The organism is Streptomyces sp. NPDC127100 (assembly GCF_042724095.1).
Classification (GTDB): domain Bacteria; phylum Actinomycetota; class Actinomycetes; order Streptomycetales; family Streptomycetaceae; genus Streptomyces.
In genome coordinates this window covers 79,930-95,973 of record NZ_JBHXFL010000011.1, presented here as the reverse complement: position 1 = coordinate 95,973, position 16,044 = coordinate 79,930, and the positions used below count along the sequence as shown (strand labels likewise).

Genomic DNA, 16,044 nt, shown 5'->3' with positions numbered 1-16,044 from the left:
CGGCGGTCGGCCCGTCCGGAGCCGGGTGACGCGGAGCCGGACCGGCTACCGCTTCGACTTGGCGGCCTTGGGGGTCGCCAGCCGGCTGCCGCTCCAGTCCTTGCCGACGCTGACGCTCTTGGACGCCGTCAGGCCGGCCGTCGTGGCGGCCTCCGAGATGTCGCTGGCCTCGACGTACCCCGGACGGCCGGTCTTCGGCGTGAGGAGCAGGATCGCCCCGCCCTCCTCGATGTACGTGGTGGCATCCACCAGCGCATCCGTCAGGTCGCCGTCGTCGTCACGGAACCACAGCACGACGGCGTCGGCCACGTCCTCGTAGTCCTCGTCCACCAGCTCGCCCTCGACGGCGCCCTCAATGGCCTCGCGGAGCTCCTGGTCGACGTCGTCGTCGTAGCCGATCTCCTGGACCACCTGCCCGGGCTGGAAACCCAGCCTGGCGGCAGGGTTCGTCCGCTCCTCCGCGTGGTCCGCGGTCGCGCTCACGGGTTGCCTCCTGATCATGTCTTGGGTGAAATTCTCAGCCACGCGCGTGCGCGAAGCCTGGCCGTAGTCCACACGGGCGGGACGGATCGCGCAAGTACCCGGCGACTGGGACCGCCGAAACGGTGACGATCCCGGCCGTGTCGCCGCAACTCCAGCCATGCCGTCCGAGCCGAAGGTGACGTACACCACACCCTTGTGCCCCGTTTGCGTATTTGGGAACCATGTGTGGGTACGAGACTCGAATGAACGTGCCCCCGGTCCCCATGGGGGAACCGGTTACCCCACGGTACAGATGACGTTTGCCCCCGCGAGGTACACGATGGGGAATCGGCGCAGACACCGGCACAAGTGGCCCTCGACAGCGAAGGAACAGCGTGGCTTCCGCATCCGATCGCAATCCGATCATCATTGGCGGCCTGCCGAGTCAGGTTCCTGACTTCGACCCCGAGGAAACGCGGGAGTGGCTCGACTCCCTGGACGCCGCCGTCGACGCGCGGGGCCGGGAGCGGGCCCGCTACCTGATGCTGCGCCTGATCGAGCGGGCCCGCGAGAAGCGCGTGGCCGTGCCCGAGATGCGCAGCACGGACTACGTCAACACGATCGCCACCAAGGACGAGCCGTTCTTCCCCGGAAACGAGGAGATCGAGCGCAAGATCCTCAACGCCACCCGCTGGAACGCCGCCGTGATGGTCTCGCGCGCACAGCGGCCCGGCATCGGCGTCGGCGGCCACATCGCCACCTTCGCCTCCTCCGCCTCGTTGTACGACGTGGGCTTCAACCACTTCTTCCGCGGCAAGGACGAGGGCGACGGCGGCGACCAGGTCTTCTTCCAGGGACACGCCTCGCCGGGCATCTACGCCCGCGCGTACCTGCTGGACCGGCTGACCGAACAGCACCTGGACGGCTTCCGGCAGGAGAAGTCCAAGGCGCCCCACATGCTGTCGTCGTACCCGCACCCGCGGTCGATGCCGGACTTCTGGGAGTTCCCGACCGTCTCGATGGGCCTCGGCCCGATCGGCGCGATCTACCAGGCCCGGATGAACCGCTACATGCACGCGCGCGGGATCGCGGACACCTCGAAGTCCCACGTGTGGGCGTTCCTCGGCGACGGCGAGATGGACGAGCCGGAGTCGCTGGGCCAGCTGTCCATCGCCGCCCGCGAGGGCCTGGACAACCTGACCTTCGTGGTCAACTGCAACCTCCAGCGCCTGGACGGCCCGGTGCGCGGCAACGGCAAGATCATCCAGGAGCTGGAGTCGATCTTCCGCGGCGCCGGCTGGAACGTGATCAAGCTGGTGTGGGACCGCACCTGGGACCCGCTGCTGGCCCAGGACCGCGACGGCGTGCTGGTCAACCGGATGAACACGACCCCGGACGGTCAGTTCCAGACCTACGCCACCGAGTCCGGCGCCTACATCCGCGAGCACTTCTTCGGCGACGACCACCGGCTGCGCGCGATGGTCGAGAACATGACCGACGACCAGATCCTGCACCTGGGCCGCGGCGGTCACGACCACCGGAAGATCTACGCGGCCTTCTCGGCGGCCAAGGCGCACAAGGGCCAGCCGACGGTGATCCTGGCCAAGACGATCAAGGGCTGGACGCTGGGGCCGAACTTCGAGGGCCGCAACGCCACGCACCAGATGAAGAAGCTGACGGTCGACGACCTCAAGCGCTTCCGCGACCGGCTGCACCTGCCGATCTCCGACAAGGAGCTGGAGTCCGGCCCGCCGCCGTACTACCACCCGGGCCGGGACACGGAGGAGATCCAGTACATGCACGACCGCCGCCAGGGCTGCGGCGGCTACGTGCCGACCCGGGTGGTGCGCTCGAAGCCGCTGGCCCTGCCGGACGACAAGGCGTACGCGACCGTGAAGAAGGGGTCGGGTCAGCAGTCCATCGCGACGACGATGGCCTTCGTGCGGCTGCTGAAGGACCTCATGCGGGACAAGGAGCTCGGCAGGCGCTTCGTGCTGATCGCGCCGGACGAGTACCGCACGTTCGGCATGGACTCCTTCTTCCCGAGTGCGAAGATCTACAACCCGCTCGGCCAGCAGTACGAGTCCGTGGACCGGGAGCTGCTGCTCGCCTACAAGGAGGCGCCGAACGGGCAGATGCTGCACGACGGCATCTCGGAGGCCGGCTGCACGGCCTCGCTGATCGCGGCGGGCTCGGCGTACGCCACGCACGGCGAGCCGCTCATCCCGGTCTACGTCTTCTACTCGATGTTCGGTTTCCAGCGCACCGGCGACCAGTTCTGGCAGATGGGCGACCAGCTGGCGCGCGGTTTCGTCCTGGGCGCGACCGCGGGCCGCACGACCCTGACCGGTGAGGGCCTGCAGCACGCGGACGGACACTCGCAGCTGCTCGCCTCCACCAACCCGGCGTGCGTGGCGTACGACCCGGCCTTCGGCTTCGAGATCGCGCACATCGTCAAGGACGGCCTGCGCCGGATGTACGGCGCGGACGAGCGGCACCCGCACGGCGAGGACGTCTTCTACTACCTCACCGTCTACAACGAGCCGATCCGGCATCCGGCCGAGCCCGAGAACGTGGACGTCGAAGGCATCCTCAAGGGCATCCACCGCTTCAGCGCGGGCACCGGCGGCTCGATCCCGGCGCAGATCATGGCGTCCGGGGTCGCGGTGCCCTGGGCCGTCGAGGCGCAGCGGATCCTCGCCGACGAGTGGAACGTGCGGGCCGACGTGTGGTCGGCGACCTCCTGGAACGAGCTGCGCCGCGAGGCGGTGGCGTGCGAGGAGCACAACCTGCTGCACCCCGAGGAGGAGCAGCAGGTGCCGTACGTGACGCGGAAACTGGCCGGCGCGCAGGGGCCGTTCGTGGCGGTGTCCGACTGGATGCGGTCGGTGCCGGACCAGATCGCCCGGTGGGTGCCGGGGACCTACCAGTCGCTGGGCGCCGACGGCTGGGGCTTCGCGGACACGCGCGGTGCGGCGCGGCGCTTCTTCCACATCGACGCCGAGTCGATCGTGGTGGGCGTGCTGACCGAGCTGGCCCGGGAGGGCAAGGTCGACCGGTCGGTGCTGAAGCAGGCGGTGGACCGCTACCGGCTGCTCGACGTGACGGCGGCCGACCCCGGGGTCGCGGGCGGCGACGCGTAGCGCGGACGACGCGAGGAGGGCCCCCGGCGATGCCGGGGGCCCTCCTCGTTCGCGCCTGCCGTCGGGCTTGCCGACCGGTCAGAGCATGCCGTTGTTCATGCCGGCCGACCCGGCGAGCCAGATGATGGCCAGGAGCGTGTCGATGGCACCCAGGGCGAAGGCGACCACCGCGGGCACCGGGCGTGAACCCTCCCAGCTGCGCCCCATGGCGAGCCATCCGCAGACGATCGCGGCGGGGCCGAGGATGATCCCCAGTGTGAAGAAGCCCGCGACCGCGCAGACGACGCCGATGATGCCGAGTGTCGCGCGGTCCGGCCCGGTCCCTGACCACGTCCGGCCGGGCGACCGGGGGTTCCTGCGCGTACCGTGTTCGAAGCTCGCCATCATCAACTCCCTGAACCTCTGGCCGAGTTCGGTTCATCTCGGGTTGATGTGCGAGTACCCGCGTCCGGGTGGACAATCCCCCCGCGGTGTGCTGCCCGCGCGCTGCCCCCCTCCGGCAGCGCGCCGCAGCCTCTCATCCCCCCATGCCCTGCGGAGGACTTGACCCACTGTGACCTGCGAGGCCCCCCGGCGGGGAGGCTTCGCCGGCCCTGTCACCCTGATGGACGAACCCGGGCGACAGGGCCGGACCCTTCGTCAGATGTGGCCCACGCCCGCGCCGGCCTCGGCGTTGTCGCCGCGCTTGGTGAGGAACGCGACCAGCACCGCCACGGCGGCCACCCCCGCGGCGACGAGCGACGCCAGGCTCATGCCGGAGATGAAGGTGTCGTGCGCGACGTCCGCGATCTTCGCGGCGATCGGCGCCGGGGTGCCCTCGGGCACCGGGGCGGCGCCGACCTGGACCGCCTCGGAGGTCCCGGCGAGCTGTTCCGGCGTCAGCGCGGGGAGACCCGCGTCCGCCCAGTTGCCCGGCAGGTCGCTGTCGACCTTGGAGGCCATGACGGCGCCCAGCACCGCCGTGCCGAGGCTGCCGCCGATCTGCATCGCGGCCTGCTGGAGGCCGCCGGCCACGCCGGACAGCTCCATCGGCGCGTTGCCGACGATGACCTCGGTGGCGCCGACCATGACGGGCGCGAGCCCGAGGCCGAGCAGGGCGAACCAGATGGACATCGCCAGGCTGCCGGTGTCCGTCTCCAGCGTGGACATGCCGTACATGGCGATCGCGGTGAACGCCATGCCGCCCGCGAGCGGGATGCGCGGGCCGACCTTGGTGATCATCGCGCCCGCCAGCGGGGAGGCGACGATCATCATGCCGGTGAGCGGGAGCAGGTGCAGACCGGCGTCGATCGGGCTCATGCCGTGCACGTTCTGGAGGTAGAACGTGACGAAGAACAGGCCGCCCATGAAGGCGATGGCCATCAGGACCATCAGGACGGCACCCGCCGACAGCGGCACGGAACGGAACATCGTCAGCGGGACCAGCGGCTCCTCGACCCTGTTCTCCCAGAAGGCGAACAGGACGAAGCCCAGGATCGACACCGCCACGAACAGCCACGTCCGGCCGGAGCCCCAGCCCCACTCCGGGGCCTTGATGAGTGCCCAGACGAGGAAGAACATCGAGGCCGACAGCAGGACGATGCCGGGGATGTCGAAGGAGCGCGGGGCGTTCTCGGCCCGGTGGTCCAGCAGGATCAGCACGCCGAGCACCACGGCGAGGACGCCGACCGGCACGTTGATGAAGAACACCGACTGCCAGTTGACGTGCTCGACCAGCACGCCGCCCAGGATCGGGCCGCCCGCCGTGGAGGCGCCGATGACCATGCCCCAGATGCCGATGGCCATGTTGAGCTTCTCGGCCGGGAAGGTGGCCCGCAGCAGGCCGAGCGCGGCCGGCATGAGCAGCGCGCCGAACAGTCCCTGGAAGACGCGGAAGGTGATGACCATCGCGATGCTGTCGGACAGCCCGATGGCACCGGAGGCGGCGGCGAAGCCGGCCACGCCGATGAGGAAGGTCTGCCGGTGGCCGAAACGGTCGCCGAGCTTGCCCGCGGTGATCAGGGCGACCGCCAGGGCGAGGAAGTAGGCGTTGGTGATCCACTGGAGCTGGGACAGGCTGGCGCCCAGGTCCTTGCCGATGGCCGGGTTGGCGATGGCCACGATGGTGCCGTCGAGGGCCACCATCATGACGCCGACCGCGACGGTGACGAGGGTGGCCCACGGGTGGCCGCGCAGCCCCGAGGCAGGCGTCGCTTCCGACGGCGTGGGCGGCCCGTCCCCCGGCCCGGTTTTGTCGATGGTGGTCTGACTAGTCATAACTTCAGAGGCTAGTGACAGTCGCTGACAGTTGACAATCCAATTCGTCGGTCAGTGCCCGATGCGCCGCATACGAAGGGCCCGTATAGCCTGAACCTGGCCTGATCAGGTGAAACGGTGACGCACCGGGGACAAGGAGTCCACCCTTGACGACGGCGGACACGCCGGTGGCGGCGGGAGACGTCCAGGCGGCTCCCCGGCCGGGACTGCGCGAACGCAAGAAGCGGCACACCCGGGAGACGCTGCTGCGCCTAGCCCTGGAGCTGTTCACCGAGCGCGGCTACGAGGAGACGACCGTCGACGACGTCGCCGCGGCGGCCGAGGTCTCGCAGCGCACCTTCTTCCGCTACTTCGCCAGCAAGGAGGAGGCGGCGTTCCACGTGTCACGGCTCGCCGAGGCGCACTTCGCCGGCGCCGTGCGCCGCCGCCCGCCGGGCGAGGCGCCGCTGGACGCGCTGCGCGGCGCGCTGGAGGAGAGCTGGGACACCATTGGCGAAGCAGTCGAAGAGCTGGTGCCGCTCGAGCTGCACCTGCGCTTCCGCCGGGTGATCGAGTCGACGCCCGCGCTGCTCGCCGCCGACCTGCGGCGCGCGGCGGAGCTGGAGGAGGAGCTCGCCCGTGTCGTCGCCGCGCGCGAGGGCCTCGACCCGGACGAGGACCCGCGGCCGCGCGTGGCCGTGGCCGTCTTCGGCGCGGTCGTGCGGGTGACGGAGCGGATCTGGTCGGAACGGGACGAGGCCGGCCTCGCGGCGCTGCGCGCCCTGACGGTCTCCTACCTCGATCAGGTCGGGCCCGCGCTCGCCGGGACGTGGCGGCAACCCCGTACCACATGAGCGAAACGTGATCCGTGTCACTGGATTCACGCGAGACCGTGCCGTTCTCCTAGTGTGTCCTCCCAGTGACTTCCTTCGACACCTCCCCGCAACTGAACGTCTGGCGCGCTCTGCTCGCCCTGGCCGTGGTGTTCGTGATGCTGGCGACCACCGGGTGGACCGCCCTGCGCGACCAGCGGGGACCCACGGCGCTCGAGGCCTCGATCACGGCCTGGGAGCACGGCCGGATCGACGGACGTCCGCTGCCCGACGCGCAGGCGGCCCCCGCCCGGCTGTCCCGCTTCTTCGCCTCGCTCACCGCGGCTCAGCGTGCGGACCTGGCCCGCCGGTACCCCCTGGCCGTCGGCAACATGAACGGCGCACCGGTCGAGCTGCGCTACCGGGCCAACCGCGCGGCACTCGGCAAGGCGCGCACGGTCGAGGGGCGGCGCCTGCACGACAAGCGCCTCTCCCCCTCCGGGCAGCGGGAGGCGGGCCGGCGCGTGGAGCGCTACGCGTCCCTGCTCGCCCCCGGCCGCCACATCCTCGCCTTCGACCCGGCCGGCTCGGGCCGGGTCGCCGAGGTGTTCGGGGACCTGGACCGCGCCGAACGGGTGTCCGTCGTCGTCCCCGGCGTGGACACCGAGCTGCTCACCTTCCAGCGCTCCGACCGCAGGTACTCGGCGCCCGCCGGCATGGCCGAGTCGCTCTACGCGGCCGAACGCGCGGCGAGCCCGTCGACGCGGACCGCGGTGATCGCCTGGGCCGACTACACCTCCCCCGCCGGCCTCGGCATGGAGGCGGCCACGGCCACGCGCGCCGAGCGCGGTGCCGTGCGGCTGAACGCGCTGCTGCGGGCGCTGCCCGGCCGCGCGCCCGTCTCCCTGTTCTGCCACAGCTACGGCTCGGTCGTGTGCGGCGTCGCCGCCGGCGCGCTGCCCGGCCGGGTGAGCGACATCGCCGTGGCCGGCAGCCCCGGCATGCGGGTCGAGAAGGCCTCCCACCTGCACACCTCCGCCCGGGTGTGGTCGATGCGGGACGCCGACGACTGGATCCAGGACGTGCCGTACCTGGAGCTCGGCGGGCTGGGACACGGTGCCGACCCGGTGTCCGCGGCGTTCGGGGCCCGGGTGCTGTCGGCGCGCGGCGCCCAGGGGCACGCCGGGTACTTCGTACCGGGCACGGAGAGCCTCGCGAACTTCGCCGGGATCGGCGTTGGCGCATACCGCACGCTCGCCTGCGCCGGAGAGGACGGCACATGCCGGGCGGGTTTGTCCGCAGCGGTGACGGCGGAACGCGCGTAGAGGAGCAGAAACTCCGGTTTGCACGGACAGGGGACGAAGAAGCGCGTGCCGCATACGATGAGCCGCATGGGTGACGTACTGGCCGGATTTCATGCCGCCTGGGAGTTCCAGTCCGACTCCGTGCTCATCCGCTACGAACGGGGGATTCGAACACCCAAGCTGTTCCAGGCCCTGGGGGAACGCCGCGTCCCGCTGGAGGCGCTCGCCGGGGTGACGCTGACGCCCGGGAAACGCGGCACCGTCGTGCTGCGCGCCGAGCCGCGCCCCGGCGCCGATCCGCTGATGGAGGCGGCGGCCGGACAGCTCAGGGAGGGCTGCGACCCGTACCGGCTGGTCCTGCCCGCCGAGCGGGAGACCCTCGCGGAGTACTACGCCGAGGAGCTGCGCGGGCTGCTGAGCGAGTCCGGCAGGACCGAGCGGTACCTGGTGGCGGCGCCCGAGGCACCGCTGCACTTCAAGGCGTACGACGGGAAGGCGTCCTTCGACGGGACGGCGGTGACGTTCCGCTGGTCCTGGACTGGCGCGTCGTCGGCGAAGTGGAAGGCCGGCGACCAGAGCTTCCCGGTCGCCGCGCTGGGCGGCGTGGAGTGGCGGTCCCCCGAGGCGTTCGAGGGGTACCTCCGGCTGCTGCCGCGGGACGCCGAAGCGGTCGCCCCGCAGGCCGACCAGGACCCCGCGTCGGTCGTGTTCGGGCTCGGGTACGGGCCGGTGCACGAGTCGCTGCCGTTCGCCGCGGCGGTGCTGGCCGCGGTGCGGGAGCGGGGCCACGCGACGCCGGTACCGGTGCCGGTGCCCCGCCGGGACCCCGCGGACATCGCCGAGCGGATCCGGCACCTCGGGGAGCTGCACCGGGCGGGGCTGGTGACGGACGAGGAGTTCTCCTCGAAGAAGGCGGAGCTCCTCGCGGAGCTCTAGACGCGTCCCGCGTCCTCGTAGAAACCGATCTTGCGGTCGAGCACGGCGAGGGCGTCCTGGAGCTCCGCGATCCGCGCGAGTACATCGCGGCGGGTCGACTCCAGCAGCTCGCGCCGGTCGAGGTACGTGCTCTCGCCCTCGCGCACCAGCTCCGCGTACCGGACCATGTCGGCGACCGGCATGCCGGTCATGCGCAGCTTGCCGACGAAGTCGAGCCAGTCGAGGTCGCTGTTGCTGTAGCGGCGCTGCCCGGTGTGCGAGCGGTCGATGGTGGACATCAGGCCGATCCGCTCGTACCAGCGCAGCGTGTGGGCCGTCAGTCCGGTGAAGGCGACGACCTCGCTGATGGTGTAGCGGTCCTGGCCCTCGGGGCGCGGGTGGCGCCGGGGCGGGGCGGCGCAGGTGTCGGTGCTGGTGGCGTTCGGCCGGGCCGTCCCGGCCGTGGTCTGCATCACCGTCATGGCCCACACGCTATGACCTTGGAGTGCACTCCAGGCAAGCACGACGGCGGGAAACGCGCGGGACGGCCGGTGCGGCCGGTCACCGGTGCCGCGGCGGCGACGTGCGACCCGACCCCCTCGGTGCGGCCGCGCCCGTGGGCCGCTTAGGCTCGGTGGCATGTCCTTGAAGAGCGTCGCACTGATCGAGAACTGGCCGGTTCCCACCGCCGCGGCGGGTGTCGTCCGCGCCGACGGCACGGTCCTGGGCACCCACGGCCCCGTCGGGCGGCGCTTCCCGCTCGCCTCGGTCACCAAGCCGCTCGCGGCGTACGCGGCGCTCGTCGCCTACGAGGAGGGCGCGATCGAGCTGGACGAGCCGGCCGGCCCGCCCGGTGCGACGGTCCGTCACCTGCTCGCGCACACCTCGGGGCTGGCCTTCGACGAGCACCGGACGACCGCCCCGCCCGGGGAGCGGCGGCTGTACTCCAACGCCGGTTTCGAGCAGCTCGGCGACCACATCGCCAAGGCGACCGACATCCCCTTCGCCGAGTACGCGCGGCAGGCGGTGCTGGAGCCGCTGGGCATGGCGGACACCACCCTGGACGGCTCCCCCGCGAAGGACGGCGTCTCGACGGTCGAGGACCTGCTGCGGTTCGCCGCCGAGGTGCAGGCACCGCGCCTGCTGGACCCGCGCACGGTCGCCGCGGCGATGACGGTGCAGTACCCGGGCACCAAGGGCGTGCTGCCGGGCTACGGCCACCAGAACCCCAACGACTGGGGCCTCGGTTTCGAGATCCGCGACGCCAAGTCACCGCACTGGACGGGCGCTTCGTCCTCGCCCCGCACCTTCGGGCACTTCGGCCAGTCGGGCACCTTCCTGTGGATCGACCCCGACGCCCGGGTCGCCTGCGTGGCCCTGACCGACCGCGCCTTCGGCCCGTGGGCGGCCGAGGCGTGGCCGCCCTTCACGGACGCGGTGCTGGCGGAGGTCTAGGACATCTCCCACAGCAGCAGCTCGGCGGCGGTCACCGCGACCGCCTCCACCTCCTTCGCGTCCGTGATCCGCGCCGCGTCCCCCGCCTCCAGCACCTCGCCGTCCAGGCGCACGCTGCCGCGCACGACGTGGACGTAGAGGTACGCCCCGTCCGGCACCGCCGTCCGCTCCCCCGCCGCGAGCCGCCGTACGTGCAACATCGCGCCCGCCCCGGGGACGGCGTACGGGGTGGAGTCGGCGATGCCGCGGACGATCTCGTAGGACGGGTCGCCGCCGGGCTCGCGCGGGGCCAGCCACATCTGGACGAAGGTCAGCGGCACCGGGCCGTCGTTGCGCTCGACGTGCCGCACGCCGCCCGCCGAGCCGAGGCGCTGCACGTCCCCGGCGCGCACGAGCGTCTCGTGGCCCGCGCTGTCCCGGTGGGTCAGCTCGCCCTCCACCACCCACGTGACGATCTCGGTGTGGCTGTGCGGGTGCTCGTCGAAGCCCGCGCCGGGTGCGAGGCGCTCCTCGTTGCAGGCGATCAGCGCGCCGAAGCGGAGGTTGTCCGGGTCGTAGTGGGGGCCGAAGGAGAAGGCGTGGCGCGACTCGATGCCGGCCGACCGGTCGCCGCCTGGATAGCGCTCGTCGGCGCGCCGTACGTCCATCACGCCGTCCACCGTAGACCCGGCGGCAAGCCCGCCCGTCCGGATAAGGCAGTCTTGTCCCCGTGCCCGAACCCGAAACCAGCAAGCCCGAGCCCACGGCGCGCGCCGTCCATCCGCATGCCCCGACCCTGAAGCGACTGGAGCAGTCCTCCGGATCGCTCGCCGCGCAGGCGATCGCACGGATGGACGAGACGCTGCCGTGGTACCGGGCGATGCCCCCGGAGAACCGTTCCTGGATCGGGCTGGTCGCCCAGGCCGGCATCGCCGCCTTCACCGAGTGGTTCCGGCACCCGGACGCCCCGCAGGCCATCTCCACCGACGTCTTCGGCACCGCGCCGCGCGAGCTGACCCGGGCGATCACGCTGCGGCAGACCGTCGAGATGGTGCGGACCACCATCGAGGTCATGGAGTCGGCCATCGACGAGGTGGCGGCGCCCGGCGACGAGTCCGTGCTGCGCGAGGCGCTGCTCGTGTACGCCCGGGAGATCGCCTTCGCGACCGCCCAGGTGTACGCGCAGGCCGCCGAGGCACGCGGTGCCTGGGACGCGCGGCTGGAGTCGCTGGTGGTGAACGCGGTGCTCAGCGGCGAGGCCGACGAGGGCGCCGTGTCCCGGGCGGCCGCGCTGGGCTGGAACTCCCCCGAACACGTGTGCGTGGTGCTGGGCACCGCCCCCGACGGGGACTCCGAACTGACCGTGGAAGCCATCCGGCGCGCGGCCCGGCACGCCAAGCTCCAGGTGCTGACCGGGGTGCTCGGGGACCGGCTGGTGGTGATCGCGGGCGGCAGCGACAATCCGCTGGCCGTCGCGAAGTCGCTGATCGGCCCGTTCGCGCAGGGGCCGGTGGTGGCCGGTCCGGTGGTGCCGGACCTGCTGGCCGCGACCCGGTCCGCGCAGGCGGCCGCGGCCGGCCTGAAGGCCTGCACCGCCTGGCAGGACGCTCCGCGTCCGGTGCTGGCGGACGATCTGCTGCCGGAGCGCGCGATCGCCTCCGACCCTTCGGCCCGCGAGCAGTTGGTGGAGGAGATCTACAGACCGCTGGAGGACGCCGGGGCCGCGCTCCTGGAGACGCTCAGTGTCTATCTGGAGCAGGCGAGCAGCCTCGAAGGCGCCGCGCGGATGCTCTTCGTTCACCCGAACACCGTGCGCTACCGGCTCCGACGTGTGACGGACGTCACCGGGTGGTCGCCCTCTGATGTACGGTCTGCCTTCACCCTGCGGATCGCGCTCATCCTGGGGCGTCTGGCCGATGGAGATCCGCAACTCTAGGTTTTTGTCGGGGGTCCACAAAACCCCCTCGTGTTCTTCGTCCTTGTCCCCACGGGCGGTCGTGGCCGTCCTCAAGAGAGAGTGTGAGAGTGCTCGTACTCGTCGCTCCCGGCCAGGGCGCCCAGACGCCCGGCTTCCTGACTGAATGGCTCGACCTCCCCGGTGCCGCCGACCGCGTCGCCGCGTGGTCCGACGCCATCGGACTCGACCTCGCCCACTACGGCACGAAGGCCGACGCGGACACGATCCGCGACACCGCCGTGGCGCAGCCGCTGCTGGTCGCCGCCGGACTGCTTTCCGCCGCGGCCCTCGGCACGCACTCGTCTGCCGCTGACGCGGCGGGGATGCCGGGCGTCGTCGCGGGCCACAGTGTCGGCGAGTTCACCGCCGCCGCCCTCGCGGGCGTCCTCGACGACACCGCCGCGCTGACCCTCGTGCGCCGCCGGGGCCTGGCCATGGCCGAGGCCGCCGCCGTCACGGAGACCGGCATGTCGGCGCTGCTCGGCGGCGACCCCGAGGTGAGCGTGGCGCACCTGGAGAAGCTCGGCCTGACCCCGGCGAACGTGAACGGCGCGGGCCAGATCGTGGCGGCCGGCACCCTGGAGCAGCTGGCCGCGCTGAACGAGGACAAGCCCGAGGGCGTCCGCAAGGTCGTGCCCCTGAAGGTCGCCGGCGCGTTCCACACGCACCACATGGCGCCCGCGGTGGACAGGCTGGCCGAGGCCGCCAAGGAGCTGGCGCCGGCCGACCCGAAGGTGACGTACGTCTCCAACAAGGACGGGCGGGCCGTCGCCACCGGCGCCGAGGTGCTGGAGCGTCTGGTCGGCCAGGTCGCCAACCCGGTCCGCTGGGACCTGTGCATGGAGACGTTCAAGGAGCTCGGCGTCACCGCCCTGATCGAGGTGTGCCCCGGCGGCACGCTGACCGGCCTGGCCAAGCGCGCGCTGCCCGGCGTGCGGACGCTGGCGCTGAAGACCCCCGCCGACCTCGACGCGGCCCGCGAGCTCGTCGCCGAGCAGGCCTGACAAGGAGCCCCAGAGCATGCCGAAGATCAAGCCCAGCAAGGGCGCCCCGTACGCACGCATCCTCGGCGTGGGCGGCTACCGCCCGACGCGGGTCGTGCCCAACGAGGTGATCCTCGAGACGATCGACTCGTCCGACGAGTGGATCCGCTCGCGCTCCGGCATCGAGACGCGGCACTGGGCCTCCCCCGAGGAGACCGTCGCGGCCATGTCGATCGAGGCGTCCGGCAAGGCCATCGCGGACGCCGGCATCGACGCCTCGCAGATCGGCGCCGTGGTCGTCTCGACCGTGTCGCACTTCAGCCAGACCCCGGCCGTCGCCACCCTGATCGCCGACAAGCTCGGCACCGAGAAGGCCGCGGCGTTCGACATCTCGGCGGGCTGCGCGGGCTTCGGCTACGGCCTGACTCTGGCCAAGGGCATGATCGTCGAGGGTTCGGCGGAGTACGTCCTGGTCATCGGCGTGGAGCGGCTCTCGGACCTGACCGACCTGGAGGACCGGGCGACGGCCTTCCTGTTCGGCGACGGCGCGGGCGCGGTCGTGGTCGGCCCGTCCCAGGAGCCGGCCATCGGCCCGACGGTCTGGGGCTCGGAGGGCGACAAGTCCGAGACGATCAAGCAGACGGTGCCGTGGGACCGTTTCCGGATCGGCGACGTATCGGAGCTGCCCCTCGACAGCGAGGGCAACGTGAAGTTTCCTGCGATCACGCAGGAGGGCCAGGCGGTGTTCCGCTGGGCCGTGTTCGAGATGGCGAAGGTCGCCCAGCAGGCGCTGGAAGCGGCCGGGATCAGCCCGGACGACCTGGATGTCTTCATTCCGCACCAGGCCAACGTGCGGATCATCGACTCGATGGTGAAGACGCTGAAGCTGCCGGAGCACGTCACGGTCGCCCGTGACATCCGCACCACCGGCAACACCTCGGCCGCCTCGATCCCGCTCGCTATGGAGCGGCTCCTGGCGACCGGTGAGGCGAAGAGCGGCGACACCGCGCTCGTCATCGGCTTCGGGGCGGGTCTCGTCTACGCCGCGACGGTCGTTACTCTCCCCTAGGCACTCCGTGCCGGATCATGCGGTCCGGGGCGGAGCACAAGAGCCACACCCTCTGGAACATCTACGAAGGAGCGCCGCCATGGCCGCCACTCAGAAGGAGATCGTCGACGGTCTCGCCGAGATCGTGAACGAGATCGCCGGTATCCCGGTTGAGGACGTCCAGCTGGACAAGTCCTTCACCGACGACCTGGACGTCGACTCGCTGTCCATGGTCGAGGTCGTCGTCGCCGCCGAAGAGCGTTTCGACGTCAAGATCCCGGACGACGACGTCAAGAACCTCAAGACCGTCGGTGACGCGACCGACTACATCCTCAAGCACCAGAGCTGATCGACCGATCACTGCCTCTGGGCTGACTGCCCCGCCACCCGGCGGTGGCGCCGTACGAATCCGTATCCCGTTGGAGAAAGAATTCCCGTGAGCTCGACCAATCGCACCGTGGTCGTCACCGGTATCGGCGCAACCACACCGCTGGGTGGCGACGCAGCCTCTACCTGGGAGGGGCTGGTGGCCGGCAGGTCCGGCGTCAAGCCCCTCGAGCAGGAGTGGGCCGCCGACCAGGCGGTCCGCATCGCGGCCCCGGTCGCCGTGGACCCCTCCGAGGTCATTCCGCGGCCGCAGGCCCGCCGGCTGGACCGTTCGGCGCAGTTCGCGCTGGTCGCGGCCCAGGAGGCGTGGAAGGACGCCGGTTTCACCGCCAAGGCCGGTGAGGACGGCGCCGTCGACCCCGACCGGCTCGGGGCGGTCATCGCCTCCGGCATCGGCGGCGTGACGACCCTGCTGGACCAGTACGACGTGCTCAAGGAGAAGGGCGTACGCCGCGTCTCCCCGCACACCGTCCCCATGCTGATGCCGAACGGCCCCTCCGCCAACGTGGGTCTGGCCGTGGGCGCCCGGGCGGGCGTGCACACGCCGGTCTCCGCCTGCGCGTCGGGCGCCGAGGCCATCGGCTACGCCATCGAGATGATCCGTTCCGGCCGTGCCGACGTCGTCGTCGCGGGTGGCACGGAGGCGGCGATCCACCCGCTGCCCATCGCCGCCTTCGGCAACATGATGGCGATGTCCAAGAACAACGACGACCCGCAGGGCGCCTCGCGCCCCTGGGACATCGCCCGGGACGGCTTCGTCCTCGGCGAGGGCGCCGGCGTCCTCGTGCTGGAGTCCGCCGAGCACGCCGCCGAGCGCGGTGCCCGTGTCTACGCGGAGGCGGTCGGCCAGGGCATCTCCGCCGACAGCCACGACATCGTGCAGCCGGAGCCCGAGGGCCGCGGCATCTCCGCCGCCCTGCAGCACCTGCTGGACCGCACCGACCTGAACCCGGCGGAGATCGTGCACGTCAACGCGCACGCCACCTCGACGCCCGCCGGTGACCTCGCCGAGCTGAAGGCGCTGCGCAAGGTTCTCGGCGACGACGTGGACCACATGGCGGTCTCCGGCACCAAGTCGATGACCGGTCACCTCCTCGGCGGTGCGGGCGGCGTGGAGTCCGTCGCGACCGTGCTCGCCCTGTACCACCGGGTGGCGCCGCCGACCATCAACGTCGACAACATCGACCCCGAGGCCGAGGCCACCGCGGACATCGTCCGCGGCGAGGCCCGCAAGCTGCCCGTCGAGGGCCGCATCGCCGCGCTGAACGACTCGTTCGGCTTCGGCGGGCACAACGTGGTGCTGGCGTTCCGGACGGTCTGAGCGACCCCCGTACGCGCCTGAAAGGGCCCCCACCGGCCGGTGG

The 16,044-nt window shown here is 71.7% G+C and carries 15 protein-coding genes; 10 read left to right on the top strand and 5 right to left on the bottom strand.

Annotation, left to right across the window (positions count from 1 at the left end; genetic code table 11):
• Positions 1–45 precede the first annotated feature (45 nt).
• Entirely contained in the window at positions 46–483 is a 438-nt protein-coding gene (locus ACFWJB_RS13985) for a DUF3052 domain-containing protein (RefSeq protein WP_385469914.1), read from the bottom strand.
• A gap of 374 nt (positions 484–857) precedes the next feature.
• Here ACFWJB_RS13985 and aceE point away from each other — a divergent pair, with 374 nt between their 5' ends.
• Positions 858–3,605, top strand: a complete 2,748-nt coding sequence (gene aceE / locus ACFWJB_RS13980; protein ID WP_386922333.1) for a pyruvate dehydrogenase (acetyl-transferring), homodimeric type — start codon at positions 858–860, stop codon at positions 3,603–3,605.
• Positions 3,606–3,683: 78 nt separating this feature from the next.
• Here aceE and ACFWJB_RS13975 read toward each other — a convergent pair whose 3' ends face one another.
• Together ACFWJB_RS13975 and ACFWJB_RS13970 are read right to left on the bottom strand one after the other, a co-directional pair.
• Positions 3,684–3,992, bottom strand: a complete 309-nt coding sequence (locus tag ACFWJB_RS13975; protein ID WP_385469918.1) for a small hydrophobic protein — start codon at positions 3,990–3,992, stop codon at positions 3,684–3,686.
• Positions 3,993–4,244: 252 nt separating this feature from the next.
• A complete protein-coding gene (locus ACFWJB_RS13970; RefSeq protein ID WP_386922331.1) occupies positions 4,245–5,861 on the bottom strand; it encodes an MFS transporter in 1,617 nt (538 codons plus the stop codon).
• Between the two features lie 146 nt (positions 5,862–6,007).
• On the opposite strand from ACFWJB_RS13970, the gene ACFWJB_RS13965 reads away from it, so the two are divergent.
• From ACFWJB_RS13965 to ACFWJB_RS13955, 3 genes are all read left to right on the top strand, one after another.
• A complete protein-coding gene (locus ACFWJB_RS13965; RefSeq protein WP_386922329.1) occupies positions 6,008–6,694 on the top strand; it encodes a TetR family transcriptional regulator in 687 nt (228 codons plus the stop codon).
• A gap of 65 nt (positions 6,695–6,759) precedes the next feature.
• Positions 6,760–7,977, top strand: coding sequence for an alpha/beta hydrolase (locus ACFWJB_RS13960; RefSeq protein WP_386922327.1), 1,218 nt, complete (start codon positions 6,760–6,762; stop codon positions 7,975–7,977).
• Positions 7,978–8,043: 66 nt separating this feature from the next.
• Entirely contained in the window at positions 8,044–8,892 is an 849-nt protein-coding gene (locus ACFWJB_RS13955) for a DUF4429 domain-containing protein (RefSeq protein WP_386922325.1), read from the top strand.
• Here the strand turns inward: ACFWJB_RS13955 and ACFWJB_RS13950 are convergent.
• A complete protein-coding gene (locus ACFWJB_RS13950; protein WP_385469928.1) occupies positions 8,889–9,353 on the bottom strand; it encodes a MerR family transcriptional regulator in 465 nt (154 codons plus the stop codon). The genes ACFWJB_RS13955 and ACFWJB_RS13950 overlap by 4 nt on opposite strands.
• A 157-nt stretch (positions 9,354–9,510) precedes the next feature.
• On the opposite strand from ACFWJB_RS13950, the gene ACFWJB_RS13945 reads away from it, so the two are divergent.
• Positions 9,511–10,326, top strand: coding sequence for a serine hydrolase domain-containing protein (locus ACFWJB_RS13945; protein ID WP_386922322.1), 816 nt, complete (start codon positions 9,511–9,513; stop codon positions 10,324–10,326).
• Here ACFWJB_RS13945 and ACFWJB_RS13940 read toward each other — a convergent pair.
• Positions 10,323–10,973, bottom strand: a complete 651-nt coding sequence (locus ACFWJB_RS13940) for a pirin family protein (protein ID WP_386922410.1) — start codon at positions 10,971–10,973, stop codon at positions 10,323–10,325. The genes ACFWJB_RS13945 and ACFWJB_RS13940 overlap by 4 nt on opposite strands.
• A 62-nt stretch (positions 10,974–11,035) precedes the next feature.
• On the opposite strand from ACFWJB_RS13940, the gene fasR reads away from it, so the two are divergent.
• The 5 genes from fasR (at position 11,036) to fabF (ending at position 16,001) form a co-directional block, all read left to right on the top strand.
• On the top strand, positions 11,036–12,241 hold the full coding sequence (gene fasR / locus ACFWJB_RS13935) for a fatty acid biosynthesis transcriptional regulator FasR (RefSeq protein ID WP_385469932.1): 1,206 nt from the start codon (positions 11,036–11,038) through the stop codon (positions 12,239–12,241).
• An 89-nt stretch (positions 12,242–12,330) separates the two neighbouring features.
• Complete coding sequence (locus ACFWJB_RS13930; RefSeq protein WP_386922320.1) at positions 12,331–13,266, top strand: ACP S-malonyltransferase; 936 nt, start codon at positions 12,331–12,333, stop codon at positions 13,264–13,266.
• 16 nt (positions 13,267–13,282) lie between these two features.
• Positions 13,283–14,314, top strand: a complete 1,032-nt coding sequence (locus tag ACFWJB_RS13925) for a ketoacyl-ACP synthase III (RefSeq protein ID WP_385469936.1) — start codon at positions 13,283–13,285, stop codon at positions 14,312–14,314.
• A 79-nt stretch (positions 14,315–14,393) separates the two neighbouring features.
• A complete protein-coding gene (locus ACFWJB_RS13920; RefSeq protein WP_077795951.1) occupies positions 14,394–14,642 on the top strand; it encodes an acyl carrier protein in 249 nt (82 codons plus the stop codon).
• An 87-nt stretch (positions 14,643–14,729) separates the two neighbouring features.
• Entirely contained in the window at positions 14,730–16,001 is a 1,272-nt protein-coding gene (gene fabF / locus ACFWJB_RS13915) for a beta-ketoacyl-ACP synthase II (RefSeq protein ID WP_385469938.1), read from the top strand.
• Positions 16,002–16,044 lie beyond the last annotated feature (43 nt).

Excerpts from the sequence above, each read along its gene's own strand:
- ACFWJB_RS13975 (WP_385469918.1), bottom strand. The coding sequence starts at position 3,992 with ATGATGGCGAGCTTCGAACACGGTACGCGCAGGAACCCCCGGTCGCCC.
- ACFWJB_RS13970 (WP_386922331.1), bottom strand. The coding sequence starts at position 5,861 with ATGACTAGTCAGACCACCATCGACAAAACCGGGCCGGGGGACGGGCCG.
- ACFWJB_RS13955 (WP_386922325.1), top strand. The coding sequence starts at position 8,044 with ATGGGTGACGTACTGGCCGGATTTCATGCCGCCTGGGAGTTCCAGTCC.
- ACFWJB_RS13950 (WP_385469928.1), bottom strand. The coding sequence starts at position 9,353 with ATGACGGTGATGCAGACCACGGCCGGGACGGCCCGGCCGAACGCCACC.
- ACFWJB_RS13945 (WP_386922322.1), top strand. The coding sequence starts at position 9,511 with ATGTCCTTGAAGAGCGTCGCACTGATCGAGAACTGGCCGGTTCCCACC.
- ACFWJB_RS13940 (WP_386922410.1), bottom strand. The coding sequence starts at position 10,973 with ATGGACGTACGGCGCGCCGACGAGCGCTATCCAGGCGGCGACCGGTCG.
- ACFWJB_RS13925 (WP_385469936.1), top strand. The coding sequence starts at position 13,283 with ATGCCGAAGATCAAGCCCAGCAAGGGCGCCCCGTACGCACGCATCCTC.
- ACFWJB_RS13920 (WP_077795951.1), top strand. The coding sequence starts at position 14,394 with ATGGCCGCCACTCAGAAGGAGATCGTCGACGGTCTCGCCGAGATCGTG.